Below are 23,881 nucleotides of genomic sequence, written 5' to 3'. Positions count from 1 at the left end.
TACCCCCGGAGCAGGACAGCCCCAATCCCGTGGAACCGGCGTCGGCCGCGTCACGCGCACGGATGGGCGAGCTACCCGAGACCGTCCGATTCAAGAATCGTTTTGCCCTCGCGATCACGACCACCACGCCGCTCGAAGCGATGGTCGAAGATCTCCTCTTCATCCGCGACATCCTCGACGCCGCAGGAATCGAGTATCTACTCGTCCGCGGAAACGACGAGCGCCCCGTGATCGCGGTGAGCTGGACCGAGCGCAAAAACCTGCGGCAGGCACTTGTCGAGGGATGCGCAAACGCACCCTTCTATTCCAAAACCGTCGACGCGAAGAAGAGCCCAGCGCTCCTTGTCGCGGACGGTGCCCTGTCGAAAACCAACAAGTCACGGATCTTCCGCTTGTTCCGTCCGCGGGTTCACGTCGCAAGCGGCATGAACTACGGCGCGAACATCGGCGTTCAAATCGAATTGTGGTCGATTTCCGACGAAGAAATCGTCCTACCCGTCGAGAACTCACTGACACGACGAACCGTCCTCCCCGAAGAAGCTGTCCGAGGAACCGTCGAGCGATTCGGCCGGATCTGGCCGACTATCGAGAACATGTTCGCCGATCATGCCTCCGATATCAGCTTCGATATCGATCTGGTCTTTTCCTGGGTCGACGGCTCTTCCAAGGAGTTTCAGGCTCAGCGCGCCAAGCGCATGCAGAACTACATCGTCGGAGAGGGCGACGAATCAGAAGCGCGCTTCCGTCAGATCGACGAGCTCAAATACGCGCTTCGATCCATCCACATGTACGCGCCGTGGATCCGGCGGATCTTCGTCGCAACCGATTCCGATCGTCCGGACTGGCTTGCCGACGATCCGCGAGTCACGTTCATGCCCAGCGAGAAATTCTTCGCCGATCCAAGTGTGTTGCCTACCCATAATTCTCAAGCTGTCGAGTGCCAGCTGCACCATATTCCGGGTCTGGCAGAGCATTTCCTCTACTCCAATGACGACATGTTCTTCGGTCGCCCCGTTGGCCCGGACATGTTCTTCTCCCCCGGTGGGATCAGCATGTTCATCGAGGCCGACACCAGAATCGGATTGGGACACAACGACAACGACCGCAGCGGGTTCGAGAATGCGGCCCGCGTCAACCGCCGTCTGCTGCAGGACCGCTTCGGTCTGATGACCACCAGACATCTGGAGCACGCAGCGACGCCACTACGCAAGAGCGTGATGGCCGAGATGGAACGTGAGTTCGCCGAAGACTTCGCGGCCACTGCAGCAAGCACCTTCCGCGCGAGTTCCAATATCTCGGTGACCAATTCGCTGTACCACTACTACACGCTCATGAGTGGACGGTCGGTGGTACAGAAGTCCGCCGCCGTCAAATACGTCGATACGACGGTCAAGGCCGGTTTGCGCGACATGGACTCACTGCTCGCCAAGCGCTCCATGGACTTCTTCTGCCTCAACGACGGCAGCGCTCCGGAGATCGATCTGGAACTTCGCACACGCAAGATCACGGAGTTCCTGGAGAGCTACTACCCCATCCCGGCGCCCTGGGAAGCCTAGACAAAACAAGGGCCCAGCCGATTTCGGCTGGGCCCTTGCTACTTCGGTCGATCAGCGTGCTGTCACATGCTCCCGTTGCACCGGAATGGGCAGACCGAGATTGTCACGCAACGTCGTTCCTTCGTAGTCACTGCGGAGAACACCTCGATCCTGCAGCAGCGGCACCACGTCGTCGACGAACTCGTCGAGGCCGGTCGGCACGAGGTGCGACCCGAGGATGAACCCATCCGAACCGTCGTTGCTGACAAACGAATCTATTTTCTCGGCAACCTGCTGCGGTGTACCGACGATCGGTCCACGCTCGAACTGATCGATCACCACTTCGCGCAGATTCAACTTCTTGCTCTCGGCTACCGCGCGCAGTTTTGCGACGGTCGCGAAACGATCTTGGTGAATGAAGGCGCGGCCCTGGATGATCGGCGGAGCCTCGGGATCCGGAGCGATGTCGGGTAGTGGTCCTTCGGGGTCGTACTTCGACAGATCGAGATTCCAGATCTGTTCGAGCAGAACCAAAGCGGTCTGGCCGGTGACCTGCTGGTCGCGAATCTCTCGGTATTTCTCGATCGCATCTGCCTCCGAGGTGCCGAGAACAAAACTCGCCGACGGCAGGATCTTGATGTCACCCGGGTCACGTCCGGCCGCGACGGCACGTGCTTTGATATCGCGATAGAAATCGGCAGCCTCGGGCAACTGACCGTACGGTGAGAAGATCGCGTCGGCATTGCCGGCAGCAAAATCGCGCCCCTGCGGCGACACCCCGGCCTGCAGAATAACCGGGCGCCCTTGCGGGCTACGCGGCACTGTGAATCGGCCGTTCACGTCGAAATGCGATCCATGAAAAGCGAATTCACCGGCATCCGGTCTCGCGAGAAAGCGCCCTGATGCCTTGTCGGCCACGATGTCGTCGCTTCGCCACGAATCCCACAGTTCACGCACCAGCGCTACGGTCTCCTCCGCACGCTCGTATCGTTGCGCGCGGTCGAGGTATCCGCCGCGGCGAAAGTTCTGGCCGGTGAATGCGTCGAACGAGGTGACGACGTTCCAGGCGGCACGCCCTCCGGACAACTGATCGAGCGTCGCGAATTGGCGGGCCAGTTCGTACGGCTCGTTGAACGTGGCGTTGATGGTGCCGGCCAATCCGAGGTGTTCGGTTACTGCCGCCAACGACGCAAGGACCGTGAAGGTGTCCGGCCTACCGATGATGTCTTGGTCGAAAATCTGTCCCGCACGCTCACGAAGGGCGAGGCCTTCGGCGAGGAAGAAGAAGTCGAACTTCCCACGCTCGGCGGTTCGAGCGGTGTGCTCGAAAGAATCGAACTCTATCTGGCTGCCCGCCTGCGGATCCCACCATGCAGTGTGATGGTTGACGCCGCCGAGGTAGGCACCCAGGATGACCTGCTTACGCTTCTGAGAACTCATGAAAATCTATTCCTCGTCTGTCAGGCGGCCGGAGTGCCGGCGGCGTAGCGGTTGGGAACGTCGATGGGTAGACCAAGGAGTCCGCGAAGATTCGTCTGCGGATATTCGGTGCGGAATACGCTGCGTCGCTGCAGTTCAGGCACCAGCTCACCTGCGATGGCGTCGAGGTCGTCCACGAGGACGCCCGGCCGCAACCGGAAGCCTTCGATTCCCAACTGCTGCCACCGGAGCAGGAGATCCGCCAACTCCGCAGCAGAGCCGGTGAAGGTCAGCGCGTCCGAACGGTATTCGGCGCCGGCCTGCGCGTCGAGGCGAGCGAGCCGTTCCTTTCCGGTTTCTTCCGGCGCATCGAAGAAGACGACGATGTCGGTGAAGGCCCGAAGAGGTTCGCCGGTGCGCTGCACGTGTTCTTCGGCGGCTCGCACTTCACCCAGGATTGCCGTGACCTGCTCGTCGTCGAACGGCGTCACGAACACCAGATCGGCCGTCCGCGCCGCCAGCTCGTACGCGACCCGCTGATGTGCCAACGCGGTAACGACGGGATGCCCCTGCGGCGGGCGCGGAGTCACCGACGGTCCACGGACCGAGAGGTACTTTCCCTCGAAGTCGATGTAGTGCAACTTGTCTCGGTCGATGAACCGGCGCTGCTCCACATCGCGGATCTCGGCGCCGTCCTCCCAGCTGTCCCAGAGTCGCCGGATTACGTCAGCCGCCTCCGCAGCTTCGTCGAACAGGTCGCGCACGAAGTCCGGGAGGACGCCTGAAACGATCGACTGACGGTCGGCATCGGTGAGCGCTGGGATGTCGCGACGCCCGAACTGTGCTGCCTCGGATTCCGACGCCGAAACCTTCACCTGCCATCCGGCGCGACCGCGCGAGGTGTAATCCAGCGTGGCAACGGCTTTGGACACGTGAAACGGCTCGGTGTGAATGGTGGTGATGGTCGGGATCAAGCCGATGTTGCTCGTGATCGGTGCCAGTCGGGCGGCCACGAGATGTGCGTCGAGCCGAGCGCGCACCCGATCAACCGCGTCGTCGACGGGCTCGAGTGGGTTGGCCGGCACCGAGAGACTGTCCTCGATGGTGACGAAATCGAGCAGACCACGCTCGGCGGTCGTCACCACGTCAGTCCAATACGACGCGCTGAACAGCTCACTCGGGCGCGAGTGTGGCTCTCGCCAGGCTGCAGGGTGCCAACCGGCACCGTCCAGCGCTACGGCGAGATGCAACGGAGCAAGATGAGAAGAGGGGGTGGAGGTCATCGGCGCATACTCCTGTTCGAGAACTACTCGGGAGCGCACAGTGCCGACCGCAGAAACCGTCAGCACCCGACTGACGGTTCTCGTGGCGACTGCCGCTTGCGACACGCACCGCGCGTATCGCCAGGTGTGATTCCGGGGCACCCCATCGGCATGAAGGGTTGCCGTCCAGCTAGCCGGTCCTTGTTGCTGGAGCTCTGCACCTACCTCGACGGTAGTGAGTATGCGACAGCCCGGCAATCACCCAGAACTGCGCCGGGGTGCCGGAAACCGCCTGCCACCTCAGATGATCGAGCGTGCCGCCTTTTCGCTCTCGAGGATTCGAATACCGGCAGCGCTGAGCCTCCGGGCTCCCTCGGGCGCGTCGACAGGCTCACCGACCGTCACGTGCGCGCCGAGTGGAACGACCGAATGAACAATTGTCTCGTCGTAGACGTGCACCAGGTTGCACCCCTGAGCCCCGTCACGACCACGCTGACCACCGACTTCCACGTTCAAGTCCTGGGTGTAACACGTCGACGACGCCACGGACACCGGAATGCCGGCGAACGTCGCCGTCGTCGAATAGTGCAGATGCCCAGCAAGAATCGCCCGGACGTCGCTGCCACGCAAGACGTCTGCCAACCGGGACTGATCGCGCAACTCCACCAGAACCGCGAGATCCTGAATGCACGGAACCGGCGGATGATGCAGCGCCAGAATTGTTCCGTCGGGCGCGGGCACCGCCAATTCTGAGCGTAGCCAATCCAATTGACGATCCGAGATCTCGCCGTAGTGGTGACCGGGAACCGACGAATCCAGGGTGATCACCCGCAGTCCGTCAAGGTCGTAGACGTTGTCGACGGGATGATCGGTGGCGTCCTCGCCCAACAGCAGAGACCTGAAAGTAGAGCGGTCGTCGTGGTTGCCCATCGCCCAGATCACCTGCGCATCGATCTCGGCCGCCACGGGTTCCACGATGGCTTTCAATTCCGCGTATGCGTCGGGGTGTCCCTGGTCGGTCAGGTCGCCGGTGAATATCAGTGCATCCGGGCGTGCGCCCGAGGCCACGATCCCGCTGAGCACTTCCCGCAATCTCGTCGACGCATCCACGGCGTCGTACAACTCCCCCTGAGCCACCAGATGCGTGTCACTGAGGTGCACCAGGAAATGCTTCGGACGCGGGTACTCGGCATTCCGAACGCTCATCGGTCTCTCGCTTCCGCTTGCCGACGCTTAGGCGCCGGTGCGGCACCTACTGATCGTCGAGACTAGTCAACCGACCAACAGTGACTGATCGGGGCACGCCCGACGAACACGAAGCGAACTCCCGCGGCGACCCTCGGGATCGAGTAGTTGAAGCTGCGAGTAGTGTGTGGACAGTGTTGTTCCTGACCAGTCGGCGTTACGTCGACCTTCGCCTGCAGGCGAGCGCAATGTGTACGCGCTCGCTCTGACCTGACGCGTACCAGGAAACATTTCTTCGAATCTGCCCGGCCTCTGGTGCCGCGCTGCGTTTCGCTCCCTTGATTTTCGAAAGGCATAGTCATGCCCAGCTCCACCTCCACCGGCGTGCCGGAAAAGTCCACGTCCCGTTTTCCGTCCTGGGCGACGGCATTCGGACCGCAGATCGTCGCCGGTCTCGTACTCGGCGTCATCATCGGTCTCGTCGCCCGGGCAATGCCTGATGCAGCCGACGGCAACGTCAACTGGTTGGTCGGCACCGTGCAGACCATCGGTTCGAGTTACGTCAAGCTGCTCACCGTTGCGGTGATCCCGCTGGTGTTCACCGCCATTGTCAGCTCCATCGCCAACCTGCGCCAGGTCGCCAATGCAGCTCGCCTGGCCGTGCAGACCTTGCTCTGGTTCGCGATCACCGCTTTCATTGCTGTGATCATCGGCATCGTCGTCGGCCTGATCACTGATCCCGGTTCACGGACCGACGTCGCCGCCGAAGCAGCGAAGGAACCCAAGAGCTCCGGCTCGTGGTGGGCGTTCATCACCGGACTGGTTCCGAACAACTTCCTGGGGTTGGGTGCAAAGACTTCCGTCGCCGAAGGCGTGGCGACTACATCGCTGAGCTTCAACGTCCTGCAGCTGCTCGTCATCGCCGGCGCAATCGGCATTGCTGCACTCAAGATCGGTCCCAAGGCTGCGCCGTTCCTCGAGTTCAACGCTTCGCTGCTCGCGATCGTCCAGAAGGTCCTGTGGTGGATCATCCGCCTCGCCCCGATCGGCACCGCCGCGCTGATCGCCAACGCTGTCGCCACCTACGGCTGGGATGCGATCGGCTCGCTGGGCGTCTTCACCGCCGCCATCTACATCGGTCTGGCCATTGTCTTCTTCGTGGTCTACCCGATCCTGATTGCCGCACACGGTCTCTCGGTTCGAAGCTTCTTCTCCGGTGTCTGGCCCGCGACTCAGCTCGGATTCGTCTCGCGCTCGTCGATCGGCACCCTGCCGCTGACCGAACGCGTCACCGAACGCAACCTCGGCGTTCCTCGTGAGTACGCCTCGTTCGCAGTTCCGCTCGGTGCCACCACGAAGATGGACGGTTGCGCCGCAATCTATCCCGCGATCGCGGCAATCTTCGTCGCCGGCTTCTACGACGTTCCGCTGACCTTCACCGATTACCTGCTGATCGTCGTCGTTTCGGTCATCGGCTCGGCAGCAACGGCCGGAACTACGGGTGCGACAGTCATGCTCACACTCACACTCTCCACCCTGGGTCTTCCCCTGGCCGGCGTCGGACTGCTCCTCGCAGTCGAACCGATCGTCGACATGGGCCGTACCGCAGTCAACGTCACCGGCCAGGCTCTGGTTCCGGTCATCGTCGCAAAGCGTGAGGGCATTCTCGACAAGGAACGCTTCGACGCTCCCCGCAACGGTGATCCCTTCGCCGAGGAACTTGTCGACGCGTAACCCTCGCTGACAGCAGCAGCGTCCCCGCACCCGAGCAATACGGTGCGGGGACGCTGCTTTTCACCCCAGGTTTCACCCTTACCGAAATAGACCATTTGGTCGTTATGGCCAGTATGCTCAGCCGGCACAGCCCTCCGAAGTGGAAGGGCTGCCCAGTTGAACACGAGGTCACATGAAGCTCCGCCGTCTGGCATTCAGCATCGCAGGTTGCGCCGCAATCACTCTGGTTGCCGCACCCGCCGCTCAGGCATCCACGGTTTTCGATTTCCTACCGATCGAGATCGCACGCATGATTCCGACTGGCTCTGCCGACGCAGTCCAGCCGTTCCTTCCCCCGGTCTTCGCACCGCCTGCACCGCCCGCTCCGCAAGCGCCCCAGAACCAGCCGGCGCCGCAGAACACTCCCGCACCGGCGCGGTATTACCAGAACTGCACTGCCGTGCGTAACGCCGGCGCAGCTCCGTTGTACCGGGGCCAGAACGGATATGCCCCGCATCTCGACCGGGACAACGACGGCATCGCCTGCGAGTGATCCAACGCTCGGGTTGTGGTGCACCCACAACCCGAGCACTGTTGTCGAACCGTCAGACGCCCAACGCCCGGGACAAAGTCGGCCACGCCTTGGGTAGTCGTTCACGCCAATATGCCCACGCGTGTGTGCCGTTCGGCTCGTAATCTACCTGCGCCGGAATCTTCAGCTCCTGCAACCGCGCGTCGAACATCTTGGTGCAGGCATGCGCAGCAACCTCGATGCCGCCGCCGATCACCAGACGCTCGAGTAGTTCCGGAGTCTGCAGCGTCTCGTCGGATCCGGGACGACCATTTGCCGTCGACACGTAGATTTCCTTGCCACGCAGCTTCTCTGCGTTGATCAACGAATCGTGTGCCTCCCACTCGGGGCCTCCTGGCACACCCCAGATGTTGGCCGGATCTCCGCTTCGCGAAGAAATCGTGGCCTGGACGGCAGTTCGGCCGAGCGGATCCATCGTGGAGTAGCAGCCACTGAAAACCGCGACGCCACGATACATGTCCGGAAAGCGTTGGGCGAGCATCATTGCGCCCATCGCGCCCATGGAATTGCCGGCAATCGCGTTGATGCCGTTGGTCTTCAACCGTGCGTCGATCAGCGGTGGCAACTCTTCGGTGATGAAGGTTTCCCACTTGTGCAGTCCCAGCCGCGGATCCGGATTCTCCCAGTCCGAGTACAGGCTCGCGATCCCACCGTTGAGCATCACGACGTTGACGTTCTTGTCGGCGAAGAACGCCGGGGCGCCGCCGATCGTCATCCATCCGCTGCTCTTCTCTCCGGCGTCGACGCCCTCGAGCATGTACAGCGCCGGGCGCGGAACCGAATTGTCCGCGGGTAGCAAGATCTCGACGCCGACCTCGCGTCGAAGTGCAGGCGACGCCACCGTCAGCCTGACTGCCTGCGGTGCGGTCACCTTCTCGCCGACGATGGCCGGGACGACGATGTCGTCGCGCAGCTCCGGCTTGGGGCCCGGATCCTCCTGAAGCGGTCCTGGGATCGTCGACCCCGAACTCACGCTGCCCTCGACGCTGCCCAGACTTCCCGAGCTTCCCGAGCTCCCGGAACTCGGCGCTGCCGTCGACAGTCCGCCCAACTGCAAAGAAAGTGCACAAACGGCCAAACACACCGCACCTGTGCGCGCAGATCGGATCCACGCACGCCGCTCAGTCCTCATGAAACTCCCAAACCAGTCAATGATGTTTCCGTGAACATACCGTGCAGTTCGGACTTTCTTGGACAAACGACCACGACAAGATCTGTCGGTCGCCGCCACTAGGCTGGCCCCGTGCAACCGGATTCAGTCAGGGCCCTCGACCTCGACCGAATTCGCGCTGTCGTGGGCACAACCACCTACGAACGCGGACTTACCTACCTGCGGCAGAATGCAGTCGAATCCATCGCATGGAACGACACCGCTGACACCTTGACCGGCGCTGTATCGGGAACTGCGCGAGAGCCGTACACCTGCACGATTTCGGTAAGTCGCAGCGCGGCCGGTACAGCAACGTTCACGCGTGGCCTCTGCACGTGTCCCGTGCGGATGAACTGCAAGCACGTAGTCGCGTTGGTGCTCGCAGCGGTTGCCGAGGCGAACAAGACTCCACAACACCTCGGATGGGACAGCGCGCTCGAGGAGTTGCTCCGACCAGACCCGGCCGGCCGCACTACACGTGGACTTGGCATTCAATTCACCACCCGAACCAAGGGCGCATCGACAAGGCTCATCGTCAAACCCGTACAACCAGGAGCGAGAGGATGGATCTCCGGCGGGCTCGCCTGGAACAAGCTCGGAAGCACTTTTCAGTTCCCCGCGGATCACCTCCGGGTTCTACGCGACATACATCTCCTCCACAGCGCCGGCAATTACTACAGAAATCAAAATGCCGCGGAAATCGATCTTGCCGGGTTCGCGAGCCCGCAACTCTGGTCTCTTCTTCGTGAGGCGATCAGCGTGGGCGTTTCACTCGTTCACTCGAAGGCCGGCCTCGGCCACATCTCCCTACTCGACGATGCCAGCATCTGCCTCGACGTCCACGGAGCGGAAGACAACAACCTCCGCCTGACGCCCCGAATTCAGGCCGGTGGGCACATCGTGACTCATTCCGACTGGGGACTGGTCGGCATGCCGGCACATGGCGTCTTCGCGCTCGACGCCGCCAACGCGATCACTCTCGCACCACTGCACACGCCGATAACCCACCAATTGAGGCAGTTGATCGACTCCGGAAAATCGGTCGACATACCCGCCGAGCATCGGGATGCATTCACTTCGCGGTTCGTGTTCAAACTCGGAAACCTCGCTCCCGTCATATCTTCCGACGGCGCCTACAACCCACCGACTGTGTCCGGTCCTCGGCTACAACTGATGGCCACTTACGCGGACAACCACCGCATCGACATCGAATCGGCATGGAAGTACACAGTCGATGCCGACGAACTGATCATTTCTACCGCAGACACAACCACCGACGAGTCCGAGATCCGCAACCACGTTGCCGAAGATGCCATTGCCAAGAGCCTCGGTGCGGCCGCGGCGAAGGCCACTCTCGCGGGAACGTTGGCCGGCCTCGATTCCATGCAGTTCACACTCGACCTCCTCCCCCAACTCGACGCGAACGACGACGTCGACCTCACCGTCGTGGGCACTCCCGCCGACTATCGGCCCGCAGACGACGCTGTCGTGATCGGCCTCAGCACGTCAGCCCCCGACGGGAGCAGCGGATCCGACTGGTTCGACCTCGACGTCACCGTCGACGTTGCGGGACAAGGCGTTCCGTTCACCACGCTGTTCTCCGCCCTGAGCAAGGGTGAGACTCACATACTGCTGCCGGACGGCGCCTTCTTCCGACTCGACGCACCTGACCTTCTCGGTCTACACCGACTCATCACCGAAGCGCGGTCGCTGCTCGATCGACCAACCGGCAAACTCGCGATCAGCAAGTTTCAAGCCGGGCTGTGGGAAGAATTGACGACACTGGGAAGAGTCGAACATCAGGCAGCAGCTTGGAAGAAGCAGATCGCAGGATTGCTCGGCGGTTCCGGGATCGATCCCGTCGACGTCCCCGCCACGTTGACGGCAACACTGCGCCCCTATCAGGTCGACGGATTCCGCTGGCTCAACTTCCTCCGGCAGCACAGCCTGGGCGGCATACTCGCCGACGACATGGGCCTGGGCAAGACCCTGCAAACTCTCGCAATGATCTGCACTGCACGGCAATCGAATCCAGCGGCGCCGCCCTTTCTGATCGTTGCTCCCACCAGCGTGGTCTCCAATTGGAAATCCGAGGTGGCCAAGTTTGCACCAACCCTCCACACCGCTGTCATCACGGATACTCTGCGGCGCAGAAGAACCGACCTGGCAACACTCGTCGACGGGGCGGACATCGTCGTGACGTCGTACGCTCTCTTTCGCCTCGACACCGATGCGTATTCGGCGGGCGTCTGGTCCGGACTGGTACTCGACGAAGCCCAATTCGCCAAGAACCACAAGTCCAAGGTCCACCAGTGTGCGACGGCAGTGAACGCACCCTTCAAACTCGCGATCACCGGTACACCCATGGAAAACAATCTCATGGAGTTGTGGTCGCTCCTTGCGATCACTGCACCAGGACTGTTTCCCAGCCCCACCACGTTCACCGACGTCTACCGCACTCCCATCGAAAAGGAAGGCGACACAGAGCGATTGGCGCAACTTCGGCGGCGCGTCAAACCGCTGATGGTGCGACGGACCAAGGAACAGGTGGCAGCAGACTTGCCGCCGAAGCAAGAACAGATACTCGAGATCGAGTTGCATCCGAGCCATCGCGCGATCTACGACACCCACCTGCAACGAGAACGGCAGAAGATTCTCGGACTGCTCGACGACGTCGACAAGAACCGATTCACGATCCTGCAATCGCTGACGCTGCTACGCCAACTCAGTCTCGACGTCTCGCTGGTCGACGAGGAAAGCGGACCTGTCCCCTCAGCCAAGGCCGACGCTCTCGTCGAGCAATTGGGCGACGTCATTGCGGGCGGACACCGTGCGTTGATCTTCAGCCAATTCACCGGGTTCCTCGGTTCGATCCGCAACCGACTCGACACGGAAAAAATCCCGTACAGCTACCTCGACGGTTCGACGCGCAATCGCGGTGAAGTGTTGGAGGAGTTCAAGTCTGGCGTAGCCCCCGTATTCCTGATCAGCCTCAAGGCTGGTGGCTTCGGCCTCAACCTCACCGAGGCCGACTACTGCTTCATTCTCGACCCTTGGTGGAACCCGGCCGCCGAGGCACAAGCAGTCGATCGCACTCACCGCATCGGGCAGACACGAAACGTCATGGTCTACCGTCTCATTGCCAAAGACACGATCGAAGAGAAGGTCATGGCGCTCAAAGCCAAGAAGTCGGCATTGTTCTCGAATGTCATGGACGCCGAAGGGACACTCGGCACCGGACTCGACGCCGAGGATCTTCGCGCGCTGTTCGAGTGAGGTAGCTATTCGGTCGAACCGCACCTACCCGCTCACGGTAATGTGAGTCGAGAACGGACAACACAGAACTCCCGAACGAAGAAATCCACTTCGTTCGAACGAGAGGAACCTGAATGGGCGTCACACTTGCCAAGGGCGGCAACGTATCTCTGTCGAAAGCCGCACCCAACCTCACCAAGGTCGCAGTCGGTCTCGGCTGGGATGCACGCAGCACCAGTGGTGCCGACTTCGACCTCGACGCCAGCGCGTTGGTCACCGGCCCGGAACGCAAGGTTCTTTCCGACCTGCACTTCGTCTTCTACAACAACCTTCGCTCGCCCGACGGATCCATCGAGCACACCGGCGACAACCTCACCGGTGAAGGTGACGGCGACGACGAAGTCATCAACGTCGACCTCCCGGCTGTACCGCCCAACGTCACCAACATCTTCTTCCCCGTCTCGATTCACGACGCCGATGCCCGACTCCAGTCCTTCGGACAGGTCACCAACGCCTACATCCGCGTCGTAGATCTGTCGAATGGATCCGAGCTGGCACGATACGACCTCTCGGAAGACGCTTCCACCGAGACCGCCATGCTTTTCGGTGAGCTCTACCGCCACAACGGCGAGTGGAAGTTCCGCGCAGTCGGACAGGGCTACGCATCCGGACTCGCCGGCATCGCCCGCGACTACGGCGTCAACATCTGATCTCTACCAGGACACGAAATGGAGTTCGATTCGGCATTGCCGGATCGAACCCCGTTTCGGTTGTCTGCATCGAACGCGCGAGTTAACGCTGCAGGATCGCCCTAGCGAGGTGAGCTGCCCAGGGAGAGTCCTCTTTGGTGCCGAACTTCCCCAGCTCGTACCCCGTAGCGCCGATCAAACCGAGCACCTCTACGGTGCTCCCGGACGTGTCACGTTTGGAAGTCTGAGCGCCGGACATGAGGATGCTTGACGACCGAATCGACTCCAGTGCTCCCGCGACGAAGCGATGACGATCTGCCGGCGACAAACCAGCGGCTACGGCGAGGAGGACAAGAAGTTCCACTGCTCTCTGCGAGCCTCCCGGCGCAACCGGAACGCTGTCGACGATCACCGACCACATGATTGATGCGTCCTGCTGCGCTGACTGTCCCCGCTTCGTCAGCACAATCTGCCCTTTGTGCTTTCGCACCAGGCCAAACCTCTTGAGTACTGCGAAGAGTGATCGCCCCTTGGGAAGGTTGACAGGTCCTAGTTCGGGTTCGTCGAGCATTGCGTCGACCGTCGTGAAGAAGTCATCAGCGTCGACCCCTTCGACACCGATCAGCGTCAGGACCGATTGAAGGCGTTGGCCCGCCTCGACGTGGACCAACTCTCCGATTGCCGACTCATCGTCAATGCCGGCTCGGGCGAGGACCGCGCGCAGTTCCGGGACGCGCGAGGGTTCCAGGCATTCGACGAGCATTGCGGTGTCGTACGGCGCAACGATCTCGTCCGGTCGAGGTATATGAAGGCGATTGTTGACCTCAGCGATCTCGAATCGTGTCGGCTCGAATTCGGTTTGCGGCCATTCGAGGGTCCATTCGTGGGAGCGCAACTTCTCCGAAGCGAGGACACCGAGGAGCTGCTCGTACTCGTCAGGCCCGATGCATTCCTCCGGCGGACACGCACCGCGACCCGCGGCACACACAATCTGGAATCCGTCGGGCAGTATTTCCGAAGATTCAAGTGTCAGCGTGTGACTCCAGTTTCCGAAGCGTCCGTAGCGATATCTAAGTTCATCGCCGGGCGAGGCCATGACCTCGTCCAGACGTACCGCAGACTCTACGATCGCCACTCGTCCGGCGAGGCGCTGCTCGGCGTTGCTTCCGGAAGCTACATACTCTTCGACCTCGCCGGGAAATCGGGTTCCTGACTTGGACCACGCGTGCGAATGACGGTCACTCCACCCCATTGCCCGTTGAACCACCGAATGCAGGTCACCCAGATTCAAATCCGACGCGACGAGAATTCGTCGCCAGATCTGAGTGGATACATTGTCGACGCTGATACGTATCGCGTATTGCGCCGGTACCGCGCGCCTCTTCGAACGTAACGATCGCGCAATCTGAATGCCCCCACGCACTCCGCCAGCTTCTTGTACAAACCTTTGCAGTTCTTCAGGTTCCGTCGGAACGAGTCGCAAATGCGACACCCGCGAGCTGCTCAACCCCACCATGACACTCAGCCTAGGCCAAAGTACTAGGGACAAAGGCACAAAATCGGAGAGTACTTCGCACCTATGAGAGGGTTCACAATCTGTACCTTGGCTAACCAGTCGCTACGTGCGTCGGCGCTGGCATGTTCCTCACCCAATTCCTGCCCTGGTCGTGCCCTGATCGTGCGAACGGCACGTTCGGTCGATCTGAGGCGACGAAAGTGTCGTTCGCTCGATCCCGGACGGGGTGGTGAGCCGGCCGTGCGCTTCTGCTCGTGATGGTGTGAACGGGGCGTTGGGTCGATCTGAGGCGACGAAAGTACCGTTCGCTCGAAGTCGGGGGTGCCGGCGGGGGTGCTTTCGGGGGGTGGTTTTTGGGGGGTGTTTTGGGTACGAGAAAGCCCCCCAACCATCACTGGTTGGGGGGCTTCTCGTAATTTGTGTTCGGCGGTGTCCTACTCTCCCACACCCTGTCGAGTGCAGTACCATCGGCGCTGAAGGGCTTAGCTTCCGGGTTCGGAATGGGACCGGGCGTTTCCCCTTCGCTATGACCGCCGTAACTCTATGAAACTGTCACAGTAACCAACTTCTGATCACCTGGTTTCACCGTGCACCAACCCGAACCCGTTACCGGGTGGATGGATGACGGAGAAAACAGGGTTTCTCATCAGTATCTGTGTGTTGTTTCAGATACCGCACAGTGGACGCGTAGCTTCTTTGTGGTAAGTCCTCGGCCTATTAGTACCAGTCACCTGCATGCATTACTGCACTTCCAGTTCTGGCCTATCAACCCGGTGGTCTGCCGGGGGCCTTACCCCCTCGAGGGGGTGAGAAACCTCATCTTGGAACAGGCTTCCCGCTTAGATGCTTTCAGCGGTTATCCCTTCCGAACGTAGCTAACCAGCGGTGCTCCTGGCGGAACAACTGGCACACCAGAGGTTCGTCCGTCCCGGTCCTCTCGTACTAGGGACAGCCTTCCTCAAGTTTCTAACGCGCGCGGCGGATAGAGACCGAACTGTCTCACGACGTTCTAAACCCAGCTCGCGTGCCGCTTTAATGGGCGAACAGCCCAACCCTTGGGACCTACTCCAGCCCCAGGATGCGACGAGCCGACATCGAGGTGCCAAACCATCCCGTCGATATGGACTCTTGGGGAAGATCAGCCTGTTATCCCCGGGGTACCTTTTATCCGTTGAGCGACACCGCTTCCACTTGCCGGTGCCGGATCACTAGTCCCGACTTTCGTCCCTGCTCGACCTGTCAGTCTCACAGTCAAGCTCCCTTGTGCACTTGCACTCGACACCTGATTGCCAACCAGGCTGAGGGAACCTTTGGGCGCCTCCGTTACATTTTGGGAGGCAACCGCCCCAGTTAAACTACCCACCAGGCACTGTCCCTGAACCAGATCATGGTCCGAGGTTAGAGGTCCAATTCGATCAGAGTGGTATTTCAACAACGACTCCACGATAACTGGCGTCACCGTTTCACAGTCTCCCACCTATCCTACACAAACCGAACCGAACACCAATACCAAGCTGTAGTGAAGGTCCCGGGGTCTTTTCGTCCTGCCGCGCGTAACGAGCATCTTTACTCGTAATGCAATTTCGCCGAGTCTACGGTTGAGACAGCTGAGAAGTCGTTACGCCATTCGTGCAGGTCGGAACTTACCCGACAAGGAATTTCGCTACCTTAGGATGGTTATAGTTACCACCGCCGTTTACTGGGGCTTAAATTCTCAGCTTCGCTCCCGAAGGAACTAACCGGTCCTCTTAACCTTCCAGCACCGGGCAGGCGTCAGTCCGTATACATCGTCTTACGACTTCGCACGGACCTGTGTTTTTAGTAAACAGTCGCTTCTCACTGGTCTCTGCGGCCCCACCCAGCTCAGACAGTAAATGTCGTCACCAAACAGGGCCCCCCTTCTCCCGAAGTTACGGGGGCATTTTGCCGAGTTCCTTAACCATAGTTATCTCGATCGCCTTAGTATTCTCTACCTGACCACCTGTGTCGGTTTGGGGTACGGGCCGTGTGAAAGCTCGCTAGAGGCTTTTCTCGGCAGCATAGGATCACTGAATTCGCCTCAATCGGCTACGCATCACGTCTCAGGCTATGTGTGACCCGGATTTGCCTAGGTCACGCCCTACACGCTTACACCAGTATTACCACTGACTGGCTCAGCTACCTTCCTGCGTCACCCCATCGCTTGGCTACTACCAGATCAGGTCCCATGCATCCACCAACTCGAGACCCGAAGGTCTTCTCGTGGCTTCAGGATGGTTAGTATCACTGATTCACCATGGGCGCGTTCACACGGGTACGGGAATATCAACCCGTTGTCCATCGGCTACGCCTGTCGGCCTCGTCTTAGGTCCCGACTCACCCTGGGCGGATTAACCTGGCCCAGGAACCCTTGGTCATTCGGCGGACGAGTTTCTCACTCGTCTTTCGCTACTCATGCCTGCATTCTCACTCGTGTGGCCTCCACGGCTAGGTCACCCTGCCGCTTCCATGGCCACACGACGCTCCCCTACCCATCCACACACCTGCCAGAAAATCCTTGGATCAACTGGGGGCTATTGCGTGAATGCCGCAGCTTCGGTGGTGTACTTGAGCCCCGCTACATTGTCGGCGCAGGATCACTTGACCAGTGAGCTATTACGCACTCTTTCAAGGGTGGCTGCTTCTAAGCCAACCTCCTGGTTGTCTTCGCGACCCCACATCCTTTTCCACTTAGTACACGCTTAGGGACCTTAGCTGGCGATCTGGGCTGTTTCCCTCTCGACTACGAACCTTATCGCCCGCAGTCTCACTGCCGCGCTCTCACTCACCGGCATTCGGAGTTTGGCTGATTTCGGTAAGCTTGTGGGCCCCCTAGACCATCCAGTAGCTCTACCTCCGGTGAGAAACACGCGACGCTGCACCTAAATGCATTTCGGGGAGAACCAGCTATCACGGAGTTTGATTGGCCTTTCACCCCTACCCACAACTCATCCCCTCAGTTTTCAACCTAAGTGGGTTCGGTCCTCCACGACGTCTTACCGTCGCTTCAACCTGGCCATGGGTAGATCACTCCGCTTCGGGTCTAGAGCATGCCACTACGATCGCCCTATTCGGACTCGCTTTCGCTACGGCTACCCCACACGGGTTAACCTCGCGACATGCCACTAACTCGCAGGCTCATTCTTCAAAAGGCACGCCATCACCCCCAACAGTAAACTGTTCGAAGGCTCTGACGGATTGTAAGCGCACGGTTTCAGGTACTATTTCACTCCCCTCCCGGGGTACTTTTCACCTTTCCCTCACGGTACTAGTCCGCTATCGGTCACCAGGGAGTATTCAGGCTTATCGGGTGGTCCCGACAGATTCACACCAGATTTCACGGGCCCGGTGCTACTTGGGTTTCCATTACAACAGTCACAAAGTTTTCGTGTACGGGATTCTCACCCTCTACGACAGGCCGTTCCAGACCACTTCCACTAACCCTGTGATTTCTTACTGTTGGCCTGCTCGGCAGAACAGACAAAATGAACCCCACAACCCCACGAATGCAACACCTGCCGGCTATCACACACCCATGGTTTAGCCTCTTCCGCTTTCGCTCGCCACTACTCACGGAATCACGGTTGTTTTCTCTTCCTGTGGGTACTGAGATGTTTCACTTCCCCACGTTCCCTCCACACGCCCTATATATTCAGGCGCGGGTAACACGACATCACTCGTGCTGGGTTTCCCCATTCGGACATCCTCGGATCACAGCTCGGTTGACAGCTCCCCGAGGCTTATCGCAGCCTCCTACGTCCTTCATCGGCTCCTGGTGCCAAGGCATCCACCGTACGCTCTTCATTACTTACAACAAAGATGCTCGCGTCCACTGTGCAGTTCTCAAACAACACACAACACTCAGGCTCCAAGCAGACACCAACAAGAAAAAAATTCTTGCGGTATGACCGCGCCTGAACATTGTCGTTACTTCCTTCGAGGAAACACTCGCGTGTTCTCTCAGGACCCAACAGTATGCCGATATAATTTGTTCTCCCACCAGCACTGAGGCCGGCAGTAACGAAAACGAATGCTTGTCAGCGTCCACCCATGAGCAACCACCGTTCCACATACGGGAACGAAATGGCCTCTGCTTTCCTCAACCACACCTGTGTGCAGCGAGCGAAAGAGATGCTCCTTAGAAAGGAGGTGATCCAGCCGCACCTTCCGGTACGGCTACCTTGTTACGACTTCGTCCCAATCGCCGATCCCACCTTCGACGGCTCCCTCCCACAAGGGGTTAAGCCACCGGCTTCGGGTGTTACCGACTTTCATGACGTGACGGGCGGTGTGTACAAGGCCCGGGAACGTATTCACCGCAGCGTTGCTGATCTGCGATTACTAGCGACTCCGACTTCACGGGGTCGAGTTGCAGACCCCGATCCGAACTGAGACCAGCTTTAAGGGATTCGCTCCACCTCACGGTCTCGCAGCCCTCTGTACTGGCCATTGTAGCATGTGTGAAGCCCTGGACATAAGGGGCATGATGACTTGACGTCGTCCCCACCTTCCTCCGAGTTGACCCCGGCAGTCTCTTACGAGTCCCCACCATAACGTGCTGGCAACATAAGATAGGGGTTGCGCTCGTTGCGGGACTTAACCCAACATCTCACGACACGAGCTGACGACAGCCATGCACCACCTGTATACCGACCACAAGGGGGGCCACATCTCTGCAGCTTTCCGGTATATGTCAAACCCAGGTAAGGTTCTTCGCGTTGCATCGAATTAATCCACATGCTCCGCCGCTTGTGCGGGCCCCCGTCAATTCCTTTGAGTTTTAGCCTTGCGGCCGTACTCCCCAGGCGGGGCGCTTAATGCGTTAGCTACGGCACGGATTCCGTGGAAGGAACCCACACCTAGCGCCCACCGTTTACGGCGTGGACTACCAGGGTATCTAATCCTGTTCGCTACCCACGCTTTCGTTCCTCAGCGTCAGTTACTGCCCAGAGACCCGCCTTCGCCACCGGTGTTCCTCCTGATATCTGCGCATTTCACCGCTACACCAGGAATTCCAGTCTCCCCTGCAGTACTCAAGTCTGCCCGTATCGCCTGCAAGCCAGCAGTTGAGCTGCTGGTTTTCACAAACGACGCGACAAACCGCCTACGAACTCTTTACGCCCAGTAATTCCGGACAACGCTTGCACCCTACGTATTACCGCGGCTGCTGGCACGTAGTTAGCCGGTGCTTCTTCTGCAGGTACCGTCACTTGCGCTTCGTCCCTGCTGAAAGAGGTTTACAACCCGAAGGCCGTCATCCCTCACGCGGCGTCGCTGCATCAGGCTTTCGCCCATTGTGCAATATTCCCCACTGCTGCCTCCCGTAGGAGTCTGGGCCGTGTCTCAGTCCCAGTGTGGCCGGTCACCCTCTCAGGTCGGCTACCCGTCGTCGCCTTGGTAGGCCATTACCCCACCAACAAGCTGATAGGCCGCGGGCCCATCCTGCACCGATAAATCTTTCCACCACCCACCATGCGATAGGAGGTCATATCCGGTATTAGACCCAGTTTCCCAGGCTTATCCCGAAGTGCAGGGCAGATCACCCACGTGTTACTCACCCGTTCGCCGCTCGTGTACCCCGAAAGGCCTTACCGCTCGACTTGCATGTGTTAAGCACGCCGCCAGCGTTCGTCCTGAGCCAGGATCAAACTCTCCGTTGAAGACTCTAGATTTCGCAGCCGAAACTGCTAATCAGTCATAGACAAAAAGAGTCAAATCACTAGCAAAAAAACTCAACTAGCAAAAAATGTGTCGGCAACCATTCAGACGGAAGAATGAACAATCACCGACGAAAAATACTCACACCACACACAAACCAACCAAACCCCAAGAGGCGGTTAATCATTCGCGGATGTGAAGTACCAAAAAATATTTGGCACTGACATTCATCGACACACTGTTGAGTTCTCAAAGAACACGCACACACCATCACCACGACCCTATGGCCGCCGCTCCGGGGCAACTTTTCCAGCCTATCCCAACCAGGTCACCGGCGCAAACCGGAACCCCGTGAAGAAAACTGGATTGTGTTCGCCAGGCACTTCGTACAACCTCGTGTCACTCACCCTCGCAGGTGGGAGTCGGTGTCCGTGTCGCTCTGACCTGGACAAAGTTACGCGAAGATCAACACAACACCAAATCGCCAGGTCAGAGCACTGACGCGAGTTAACAGCCGATAGTTTCCTCGAATTTTCGCCTCTCGCGATGACTTTCTGCGCCCACTGCAGTCTGTATGAGCAGGAACCAACAGGAACCGAAGCGTTCAGTAATCAGTCAACCGACTTCAAGGAGCACCCAATGTCTCGTCTTCTCTTCGTCAACATGCCGGTCAAGGACGTCGCCGCTACCCGGGCGTTCTTCAGCGGCCTCGGCTTCGAGTTCAACGACATGTTCAGTGACGAGAACACTGTCTCGATGATCGTCAGTGATTCCGCCACCGTCATGTTCCTGAACGAACCCCGTTTCGGGGACTTCATCGCCGACGACATATGTGACACGTCGAAAGCTCGAGAAGCACTGATGTGCGTGTCGGCCGACAGCAGGGAGGAAGTCGACACCTTCGTCGACGCGGCGATCGCTGCCGGCGGTAGCAAGTGGATGGAACCCCAGGATCACGGCTTCATGTACGGACGCGCATTCCGCGACCTCGACAATCACGTCTGGGAGGTCATGTGGATGGACCCGGCTGCGACTGTTCCCCAGCAGTAACGCAGAGCAACAGCAACAGCAATAGCGAGTAGCCGCGCGGGTCCCTCCATACCGGAGGGCTCGCGCAACTCCTTGCCCCTACAGCTCTGCAGGCAATCCGAACCGTGCGAACAGACTCAGATCGAAGAAACACGTCACGTGCGAGATCCCGGACTCGGTGACATCGAGAACGTGCAACTGGAAAGCACGGTGAACCCCATCGGGCTCGCGCATATAGAGGCCGAACGCCGGCTGGCCGTTGGCTGCGGTCGGTAGTAGCCGCATCGCACCTGGTCCGTCGGCCGGGCATTTGGTTCCGATGAGCTGCCCGATTGCCTCGGGGCCCTGGTACCAACCCTCGAACGGAGGCATCTCCCAGATGGCTTCCCGCGTGAACAGCTCAACGATGGCCTCGACGTCGTAGCTCTCGAAGCTGTGCACGTAGTCGCGAAGCAACTTCCGGGCAGCCTCGGTAGACGGTTCCACGAGATCGTCCTCAGTGGGCCCGATGTGATTGATCTGTGCGCGAGCCCGCTGCAGCAGGCTGTTCACCGCAGTGGTTGTGGTGTCCAGCGCCTCCGCAACTTCCGATGCCTTCCACTGCAGAACGTCACGCAGAACCAGAACCGCACGTTGGCGGGCGGACAAGTGCTGCAGCGCGGCAACAAGCGCGAGCCTGACCGAATCGCGATTGACGACCATGACGGCGGGATCATTGACGTCGCCCAACGCAGAATCCGCGATCGGTTCCAACCAGGCAATCTCGTTGCGCTCGATCAAATCGTCGGCCGGGTCCGAACTAGGTGCACCAAGGCCGGTCGGCAGTGGACGCCTCGATCTCCCCTCCAGCGCGGTCAGGCACGTATTCGTCGCGATGCGATAGAGCCAGGTCCTGAGCGACGACTGGCCTTTGTAACCGTCGAACCCGCGCCAAGCCCGGATGAACGTCTCCTGGACCTGGTCTTCGGCGTCGTGAATCGACCCCATCATGCGATAGCAGTGCGCCAGCAACTCGCGGCGGTACGGATCGGCAAGAGTGAGGAAATCACTGTCCAACGCCTGATCGACTGTCATTTGTTCAGACTAGTGGCCGAGCGCCCGAAACACAGTCGTCGGCGAGAATTCGATCAGGCAGGCGCCTGAACCGCGGTCAACCGGGATCGCTTCCGCAGAACGAACCCCAGCGATTCGTAGAGTCTGATCGCATTCGTATTCGATTGCACTGCATGGAGAAACGGCAGCTCGCCGCGTTCGCGAATCCCGGCGGCTACGGCACGGATCAGCGTCGTACCCAGGCCTCGACCTCGGAAGTCGCTGTCGGTGCACACCGCACTGATTTCCGTCCATCCCGGAGGGTGCAACCGCTCCCCCGCCATGGCAACAAGTCTTCCGTCGACGCGAATGCCGTAGTAGCTCCCCATCTCGACGGTACGAGGAAGAAACGGTCCGGGCTTGGTGCGCTCGATCAACGCCAGAATTTCGGGGACGTCGCCCCTTCCGAGAAGTTCGACCGACGGATCAACGGAGACATCGAGTGCGGAACCGTCCATTTGCACCGAGCCGAACTGATCCACAACGCGCCACCCTTCCGGCGGCTGATGATCAAATCCTCGTAAACCTACTGTGCCGCCTGGACCTACGAGTGTGCGTAGGTTCTCCCAGTCTTCGGCGTCCAACTCGGGCGGATGACCGACAAACGGAGCGACTGTCGGGTCGTATCGCGCAACTCTCCCTGCCCAGCGAGCGAATTGCGCATGCTGTCCGCGAAGACCTTGTCGCACAGGATCGTCCAGTGGATGGATGTCGACATCCGTGTCAACCGTCTCGACAAACGACGCCAGGGTCGCCTCCGTGGTCATCGAACCTCTTCCTACCCAAGTCTGCCAGTGATGGAGGCGACCGAAATTCCCCGCCCACCTCGATCACAACGCTAGGAACACTTGCTGTCGTAGTCGCCGGATAGAATCAAGATGATTCTGACTTCCGCCCCACGCCCGGTGACGACCACGGTTCGAGGGCAGATTCTCATAAAGACTTTCGTCGCGACACCTACACCAAACGAAAGGCTGTTCGCCATGAGCCACTCCGACCCGATCAGATCCGCATTCGACCAGCTACCCCTGAAGGAAATGGACGCCGCGACGCTGGTCTTCGCGATCGAGAGCGCCGTCGACGAGATGGCACTCCCGGGTGAAACCTTGCGACTCGCCATGGAGGTCGCGACCCTCGCGCACCTCGATCAGTTCAGAAAGAACGGGATCAAGTCCGACGAGGATCCCTACATCGTTCATCCCCTACGAAATGTGTTGCGGCTGCTTCGGTACGGGTGCTCCGATGTCGAGATCCTGAGCGCAACCGCGCTTCACGACACGGTCGAGGACCGACCACACGCCGTCATCGCACTCCTCGGTGGCCGGACTGCGGACGACATGTCTGCATCCGAAGCGCAAGAACGTGCGTCAACACTCATCGCCTCGCACTTCGGCCACAGAATCTCCGAACTTGTTGAGGCAGTGACCAATCCAATCGACTACCCGCACGACAACACCACCGGCTACCAGGATCACGTCATCCGCGCGATCGCGGATCCCGCTGTGTTCCTCGTGAAGTTCAGCGACTTCGTCGACAACGCGGGAAGCGTGAAGTACCTGAGCGAGACCGACAGGCTGAGGCTGGTCACGAAGTACGAACCACTCGTGGAGCACTTCAAGCGGGCTTCGCTTGCTCTCGCCAACGCATTGCAGCTCCCTCCCGCAGGACTCGACGCGATCGCACAGCACATTGCAACCATCGAAGGCGATTTCTCGAATACAGTCCGAGGGGACATAGAAAATACTCGCCAGTAGTACCGATCAGTAAT

General features: G+C 59.7%; 14 protein-coding genes, 3 rRNA genes and 1 riboswitch. Of the genes, 7 read left to right on the top strand and 10 right to left on the bottom strand.

Annotated elements, in window-relative coordinates; translation table 11 throughout:
• Positions 1 to 62: 62 nt before the first annotated feature.
• Positions 63 to 1,556 carry a stealth family protein gene (locus tag CPI83_RS09960; RefSeq protein ID WP_020970156.1) on the top strand — a complete coding sequence of 498 codons (1,494 nt, stop codon included), beginning with the start codon at positions 63 to 65 and terminating at the stop codon, positions 1,554 to 1,556.
• 51 nt (positions 1,557 to 1,607) lie between these two features.
• On the opposite strand, the gene CPI83_RS09955 is transcribed toward CPI83_RS09960, so the two are convergent.
• From CPI83_RS09955 to CPI83_RS09945, 3 genes are all read right to left on the bottom strand, one after another.
• Complete coding sequence (locus CPI83_RS09955; protein ID WP_007729254.1) at positions 1,608 to 2,975, bottom strand: NtaA/DmoA family FMN-dependent monooxygenase; 1,368 nt, start codon at positions 2,973 to 2,975, stop codon at positions 1,608 to 1,610.
• A gap of 20 nt (positions 2,976 to 2,995) precedes the next feature.
• The gene (locus CPI83_RS09950; RefSeq protein ID WP_157920616.1) at positions 2,996 to 4,342 is read right to left on the bottom strand and encodes an LLM class flavin-dependent oxidoreductase; all 1,347 of its coding nucleotides are present in this window, start codon (positions 4,340 to 4,342) and stop codon (positions 2,996 to 2,998) included.
• Positions 4,325 to 4,438, bottom strand: a riboswitch (SAM riboswitch). (Overlaps the previous gene by 18 nt.)
• A gap of 78 nt (positions 4,439 to 4,516) precedes the next feature.
• Positions 4,517 to 5,422, bottom strand: coding sequence for a phosphodiesterase (locus tag CPI83_RS09945; RefSeq protein ID WP_097387149.1), 906 nt, complete (start codon positions 5,420 to 5,422; stop codon positions 4,517 to 4,519).
• 339 nt (positions 5,423 to 5,761) lie between these two features.
• Here CPI83_RS09945 and CPI83_RS09940 point away from each other — a divergent pair, with 339 nt between their 5' ends.
• Positions 5,762 to 7,135, top strand: a complete 1,374-nt coding sequence (locus CPI83_RS09940; RefSeq protein ID WP_042952395.1) for a dicarboxylate/amino acid:cation symporter — start codon at positions 5,762 to 5,764, stop codon at positions 7,133 to 7,135.
• A gap of 172 nt (positions 7,136 to 7,307) precedes the next feature.
• Positions 7,308 to 7,667, top strand: a complete 360-nt coding sequence (locus CPI83_RS09935) for an excalibur calcium-binding domain-containing protein (RefSeq protein ID WP_020970160.1) — start codon at positions 7,308 to 7,310, stop codon at positions 7,665 to 7,667.
• Between the two features lie 52 nt (positions 7,668 to 7,719).
• Here CPI83_RS09935 and CPI83_RS09930 read toward each other — a convergent pair whose 3' ends face one another.
• On the bottom strand, positions 7,720 to 8,838 hold the full coding sequence (locus CPI83_RS09930) for an alpha/beta hydrolase family protein (protein ID WP_019749282.1): 1,119 nt from the start codon (positions 8,836 to 8,838) through the stop codon (positions 7,720 to 7,722).
• Positions 8,839 to 8,949: 111 nt separating this feature from the next.
• On the opposite strand from CPI83_RS09930, the gene CPI83_RS09925 reads away from it, so the two are divergent.
• Both CPI83_RS09925 and CPI83_RS09920 read left to right on the top strand, forming a co-directional pair.
• On the top strand, positions 8,950 to 12,132 hold the full coding sequence (locus CPI83_RS09925) for a DEAD/DEAH box helicase (RefSeq protein WP_097387148.1): 3,183 nt from the start codon (positions 8,950 to 8,952) through the stop codon (positions 12,130 to 12,132).
• A gap of 113 nt (positions 12,133 to 12,245) precedes the next feature.
• The gene (locus tag CPI83_RS09920; RefSeq protein WP_003940660.1) at positions 12,246 to 12,821 is read left to right on the top strand and encodes a TerD family protein; all 576 of its coding nucleotides are present in this window, start codon (positions 12,246 to 12,248) and stop codon (positions 12,819 to 12,821) included.
• 82 nt (positions 12,822 to 12,903) lie between these two features.
• Here the strand turns inward: CPI83_RS09920 and CPI83_RS09915 are convergent, their stop codons facing one another.
• From CPI83_RS09915 to CPI83_RS09900, 4 genes are all read right to left on the bottom strand, one after another.
• Positions 12,904 to 14,223 carry a plasmid pRiA4b ORF-3 family protein gene (locus CPI83_RS09915; protein ID WP_232816902.1) on the bottom strand — a complete coding sequence of 440 codons (1,320 nt, stop codon included), beginning with the start codon at positions 14,221 to 14,223 and terminating at the stop codon, positions 12,904 to 12,906.
• A 514-nt stretch (positions 14,224 to 14,737) separates the two neighbouring features.
• A 5S ribosomal RNA gene (rrf, locus tag CPI83_RS09910) occupies positions 14,738 to 14,854 on the bottom strand.
• Between the two features lie 159 nt (positions 14,855 to 15,013).
• A 23S ribosomal RNA gene (locus CPI83_RS09905) occupies positions 15,014 to 18,148 on the bottom strand.
• Between the two features lie 328 nt (positions 18,149 to 18,476).
• Positions 18,477 to 19,994: ribosomal RNA gene (locus tag CPI83_RS09900) — 16S ribosomal RNA — on the bottom strand.
• The 16S, 23S and 5S rRNA genes sit together here, the layout of an rRNA operon.
• A 637-nt stretch (positions 19,995 to 20,631) precedes the next feature.
• On the opposite strand from CPI83_RS09900, the gene CPI83_RS09895 reads away from it, so the two are divergent.
• Positions 20,632 to 21,042: a VOC family protein gene (locus tag CPI83_RS09895; RefSeq protein ID WP_003945103.1), complete on the top strand. Its 411-nt coding sequence runs from the start codon at positions 20,632 to 20,634 to the stop codon at positions 21,040 to 21,042.
• Between the two features lie 78 nt (positions 21,043 to 21,120).
• On the opposite strand, the gene CPI83_RS09890 is transcribed toward CPI83_RS09895, so the two are convergent.
• Positions 21,121 to 22,095 carry a sigma-70 family RNA polymerase sigma factor gene (locus CPI83_RS09890; protein ID WP_019749286.1) on the bottom strand — a complete coding sequence of 325 codons (975 nt, stop codon included), beginning with the start codon at positions 22,093 to 22,095 and terminating at the stop codon, positions 21,121 to 21,123.
• Between the two features lie 53 nt (positions 22,096 to 22,148).
• On the bottom strand, positions 22,149 to 22,880 hold the full coding sequence (locus CPI83_RS09885) for a GNAT family N-acetyltransferase (RefSeq protein ID WP_019749287.1): 732 nt from the start codon (positions 22,878 to 22,880) through the stop codon (positions 22,149 to 22,151).
• A gap of 216 nt (positions 22,881 to 23,096) precedes the next feature.
• Between CPI83_RS09885 and CPI83_RS09880 the strand changes: the two genes are divergently transcribed.
• Positions 23,097 to 23,867, top strand: a complete 771-nt coding sequence (locus CPI83_RS09880) for an HD domain-containing protein (protein ID WP_021344949.1) — start codon at positions 23,097 to 23,099, stop codon at positions 23,865 to 23,867.
• The last annotated feature ends 14 nt before the right edge of the window (positions 23,868 to 23,881 follow it).

It is taken from the genome of Rhodococcus sp. H-CA8f (genome assembly GCF_002501585.1).
In the GTDB taxonomy this organism is placed as follows: domain Bacteria; phylum Actinomycetota; class Actinomycetes; order Mycobacteriales; family Mycobacteriaceae; genus Rhodococcus_F; species Rhodococcus_F erythropolis.
The sequence above is the reverse complement of the archived record's forward strand: the minus strand, read 5'-3'. Positions and strand labels throughout refer to the sequence as shown.

What these genes read in the sequence shown, in the direction of transcription:
- CPI83_RS09960 (WP_020970156.1), top strand. Translation starts at nt 63, where the DNA reads ATGGGCGAGCTACCCGAGACCGTCCGATTCAAGAATCGTTTTGCCCTC.
- CPI83_RS09955 (WP_007729254.1), bottom strand. Translation starts at nt 2,975, where the DNA reads ATGAGTTCTCAGAAGCGTAAGCAGGTCATCCTGGGTGCCTACCTCGGC.
- CPI83_RS09945 (WP_097387149.1), bottom strand. Translation starts at nt 5,422, where the DNA reads ATGAGCGTTCGGAATGCCGAGTACCCGCGTCCGAAGCATTTCCTGGTG.
- CPI83_RS09940 (WP_042952395.1), top strand. Translation starts at nt 5,762, where the DNA reads ATGCCCAGCTCCACCTCCACCGGCGTGCCGGAAAAGTCCACGTCCCGT.
- CPI83_RS09935 (WP_020970160.1), top strand. Translation starts at nt 7,308, where the DNA reads ATGAAGCTCCGCCGTCTGGCATTCAGCATCGCAGGTTGCGCCGCAATC.
- CPI83_RS09930 (WP_019749282.1), bottom strand. Translation starts at nt 8,838, where the DNA reads ATGAGGACTGAGCGGCGTGCGTGGATCCGATCTGCGCGCACAGGTGCG.
- CPI83_RS09920 (WP_003940660.1), top strand. Translation starts at nt 12,246, where the DNA reads ATGGGCGTCACACTTGCCAAGGGCGGCAACGTATCTCTGTCGAAAGCC.
- CPI83_RS09895 (WP_003945103.1), top strand. Translation starts at nt 20,632, where the DNA reads ATGTCTCGTCTTCTCTTCGTCAACATGCCGGTCAAGGACGTCGCCGCT.
- CPI83_RS09890 (WP_019749286.1), bottom strand. Translation starts at nt 22,095, where the DNA reads ATGACAGTCGATCAGGCGTTGGACAGTGATTTCCTCACTCTTGCCGAT.
- CPI83_RS09885 (WP_019749287.1), bottom strand. Translation starts at nt 22,880, where the DNA reads ATGACCACGGAGGCGACCCTGGCGTCGTTTGTCGAGACGGTTGACACG.
- CPI83_RS09880 (WP_021344949.1), top strand. Translation starts at nt 23,097, where the DNA reads ATGAGCCACTCCGACCCGATCAGATCCGCATTCGACCAGCTACCCCTG.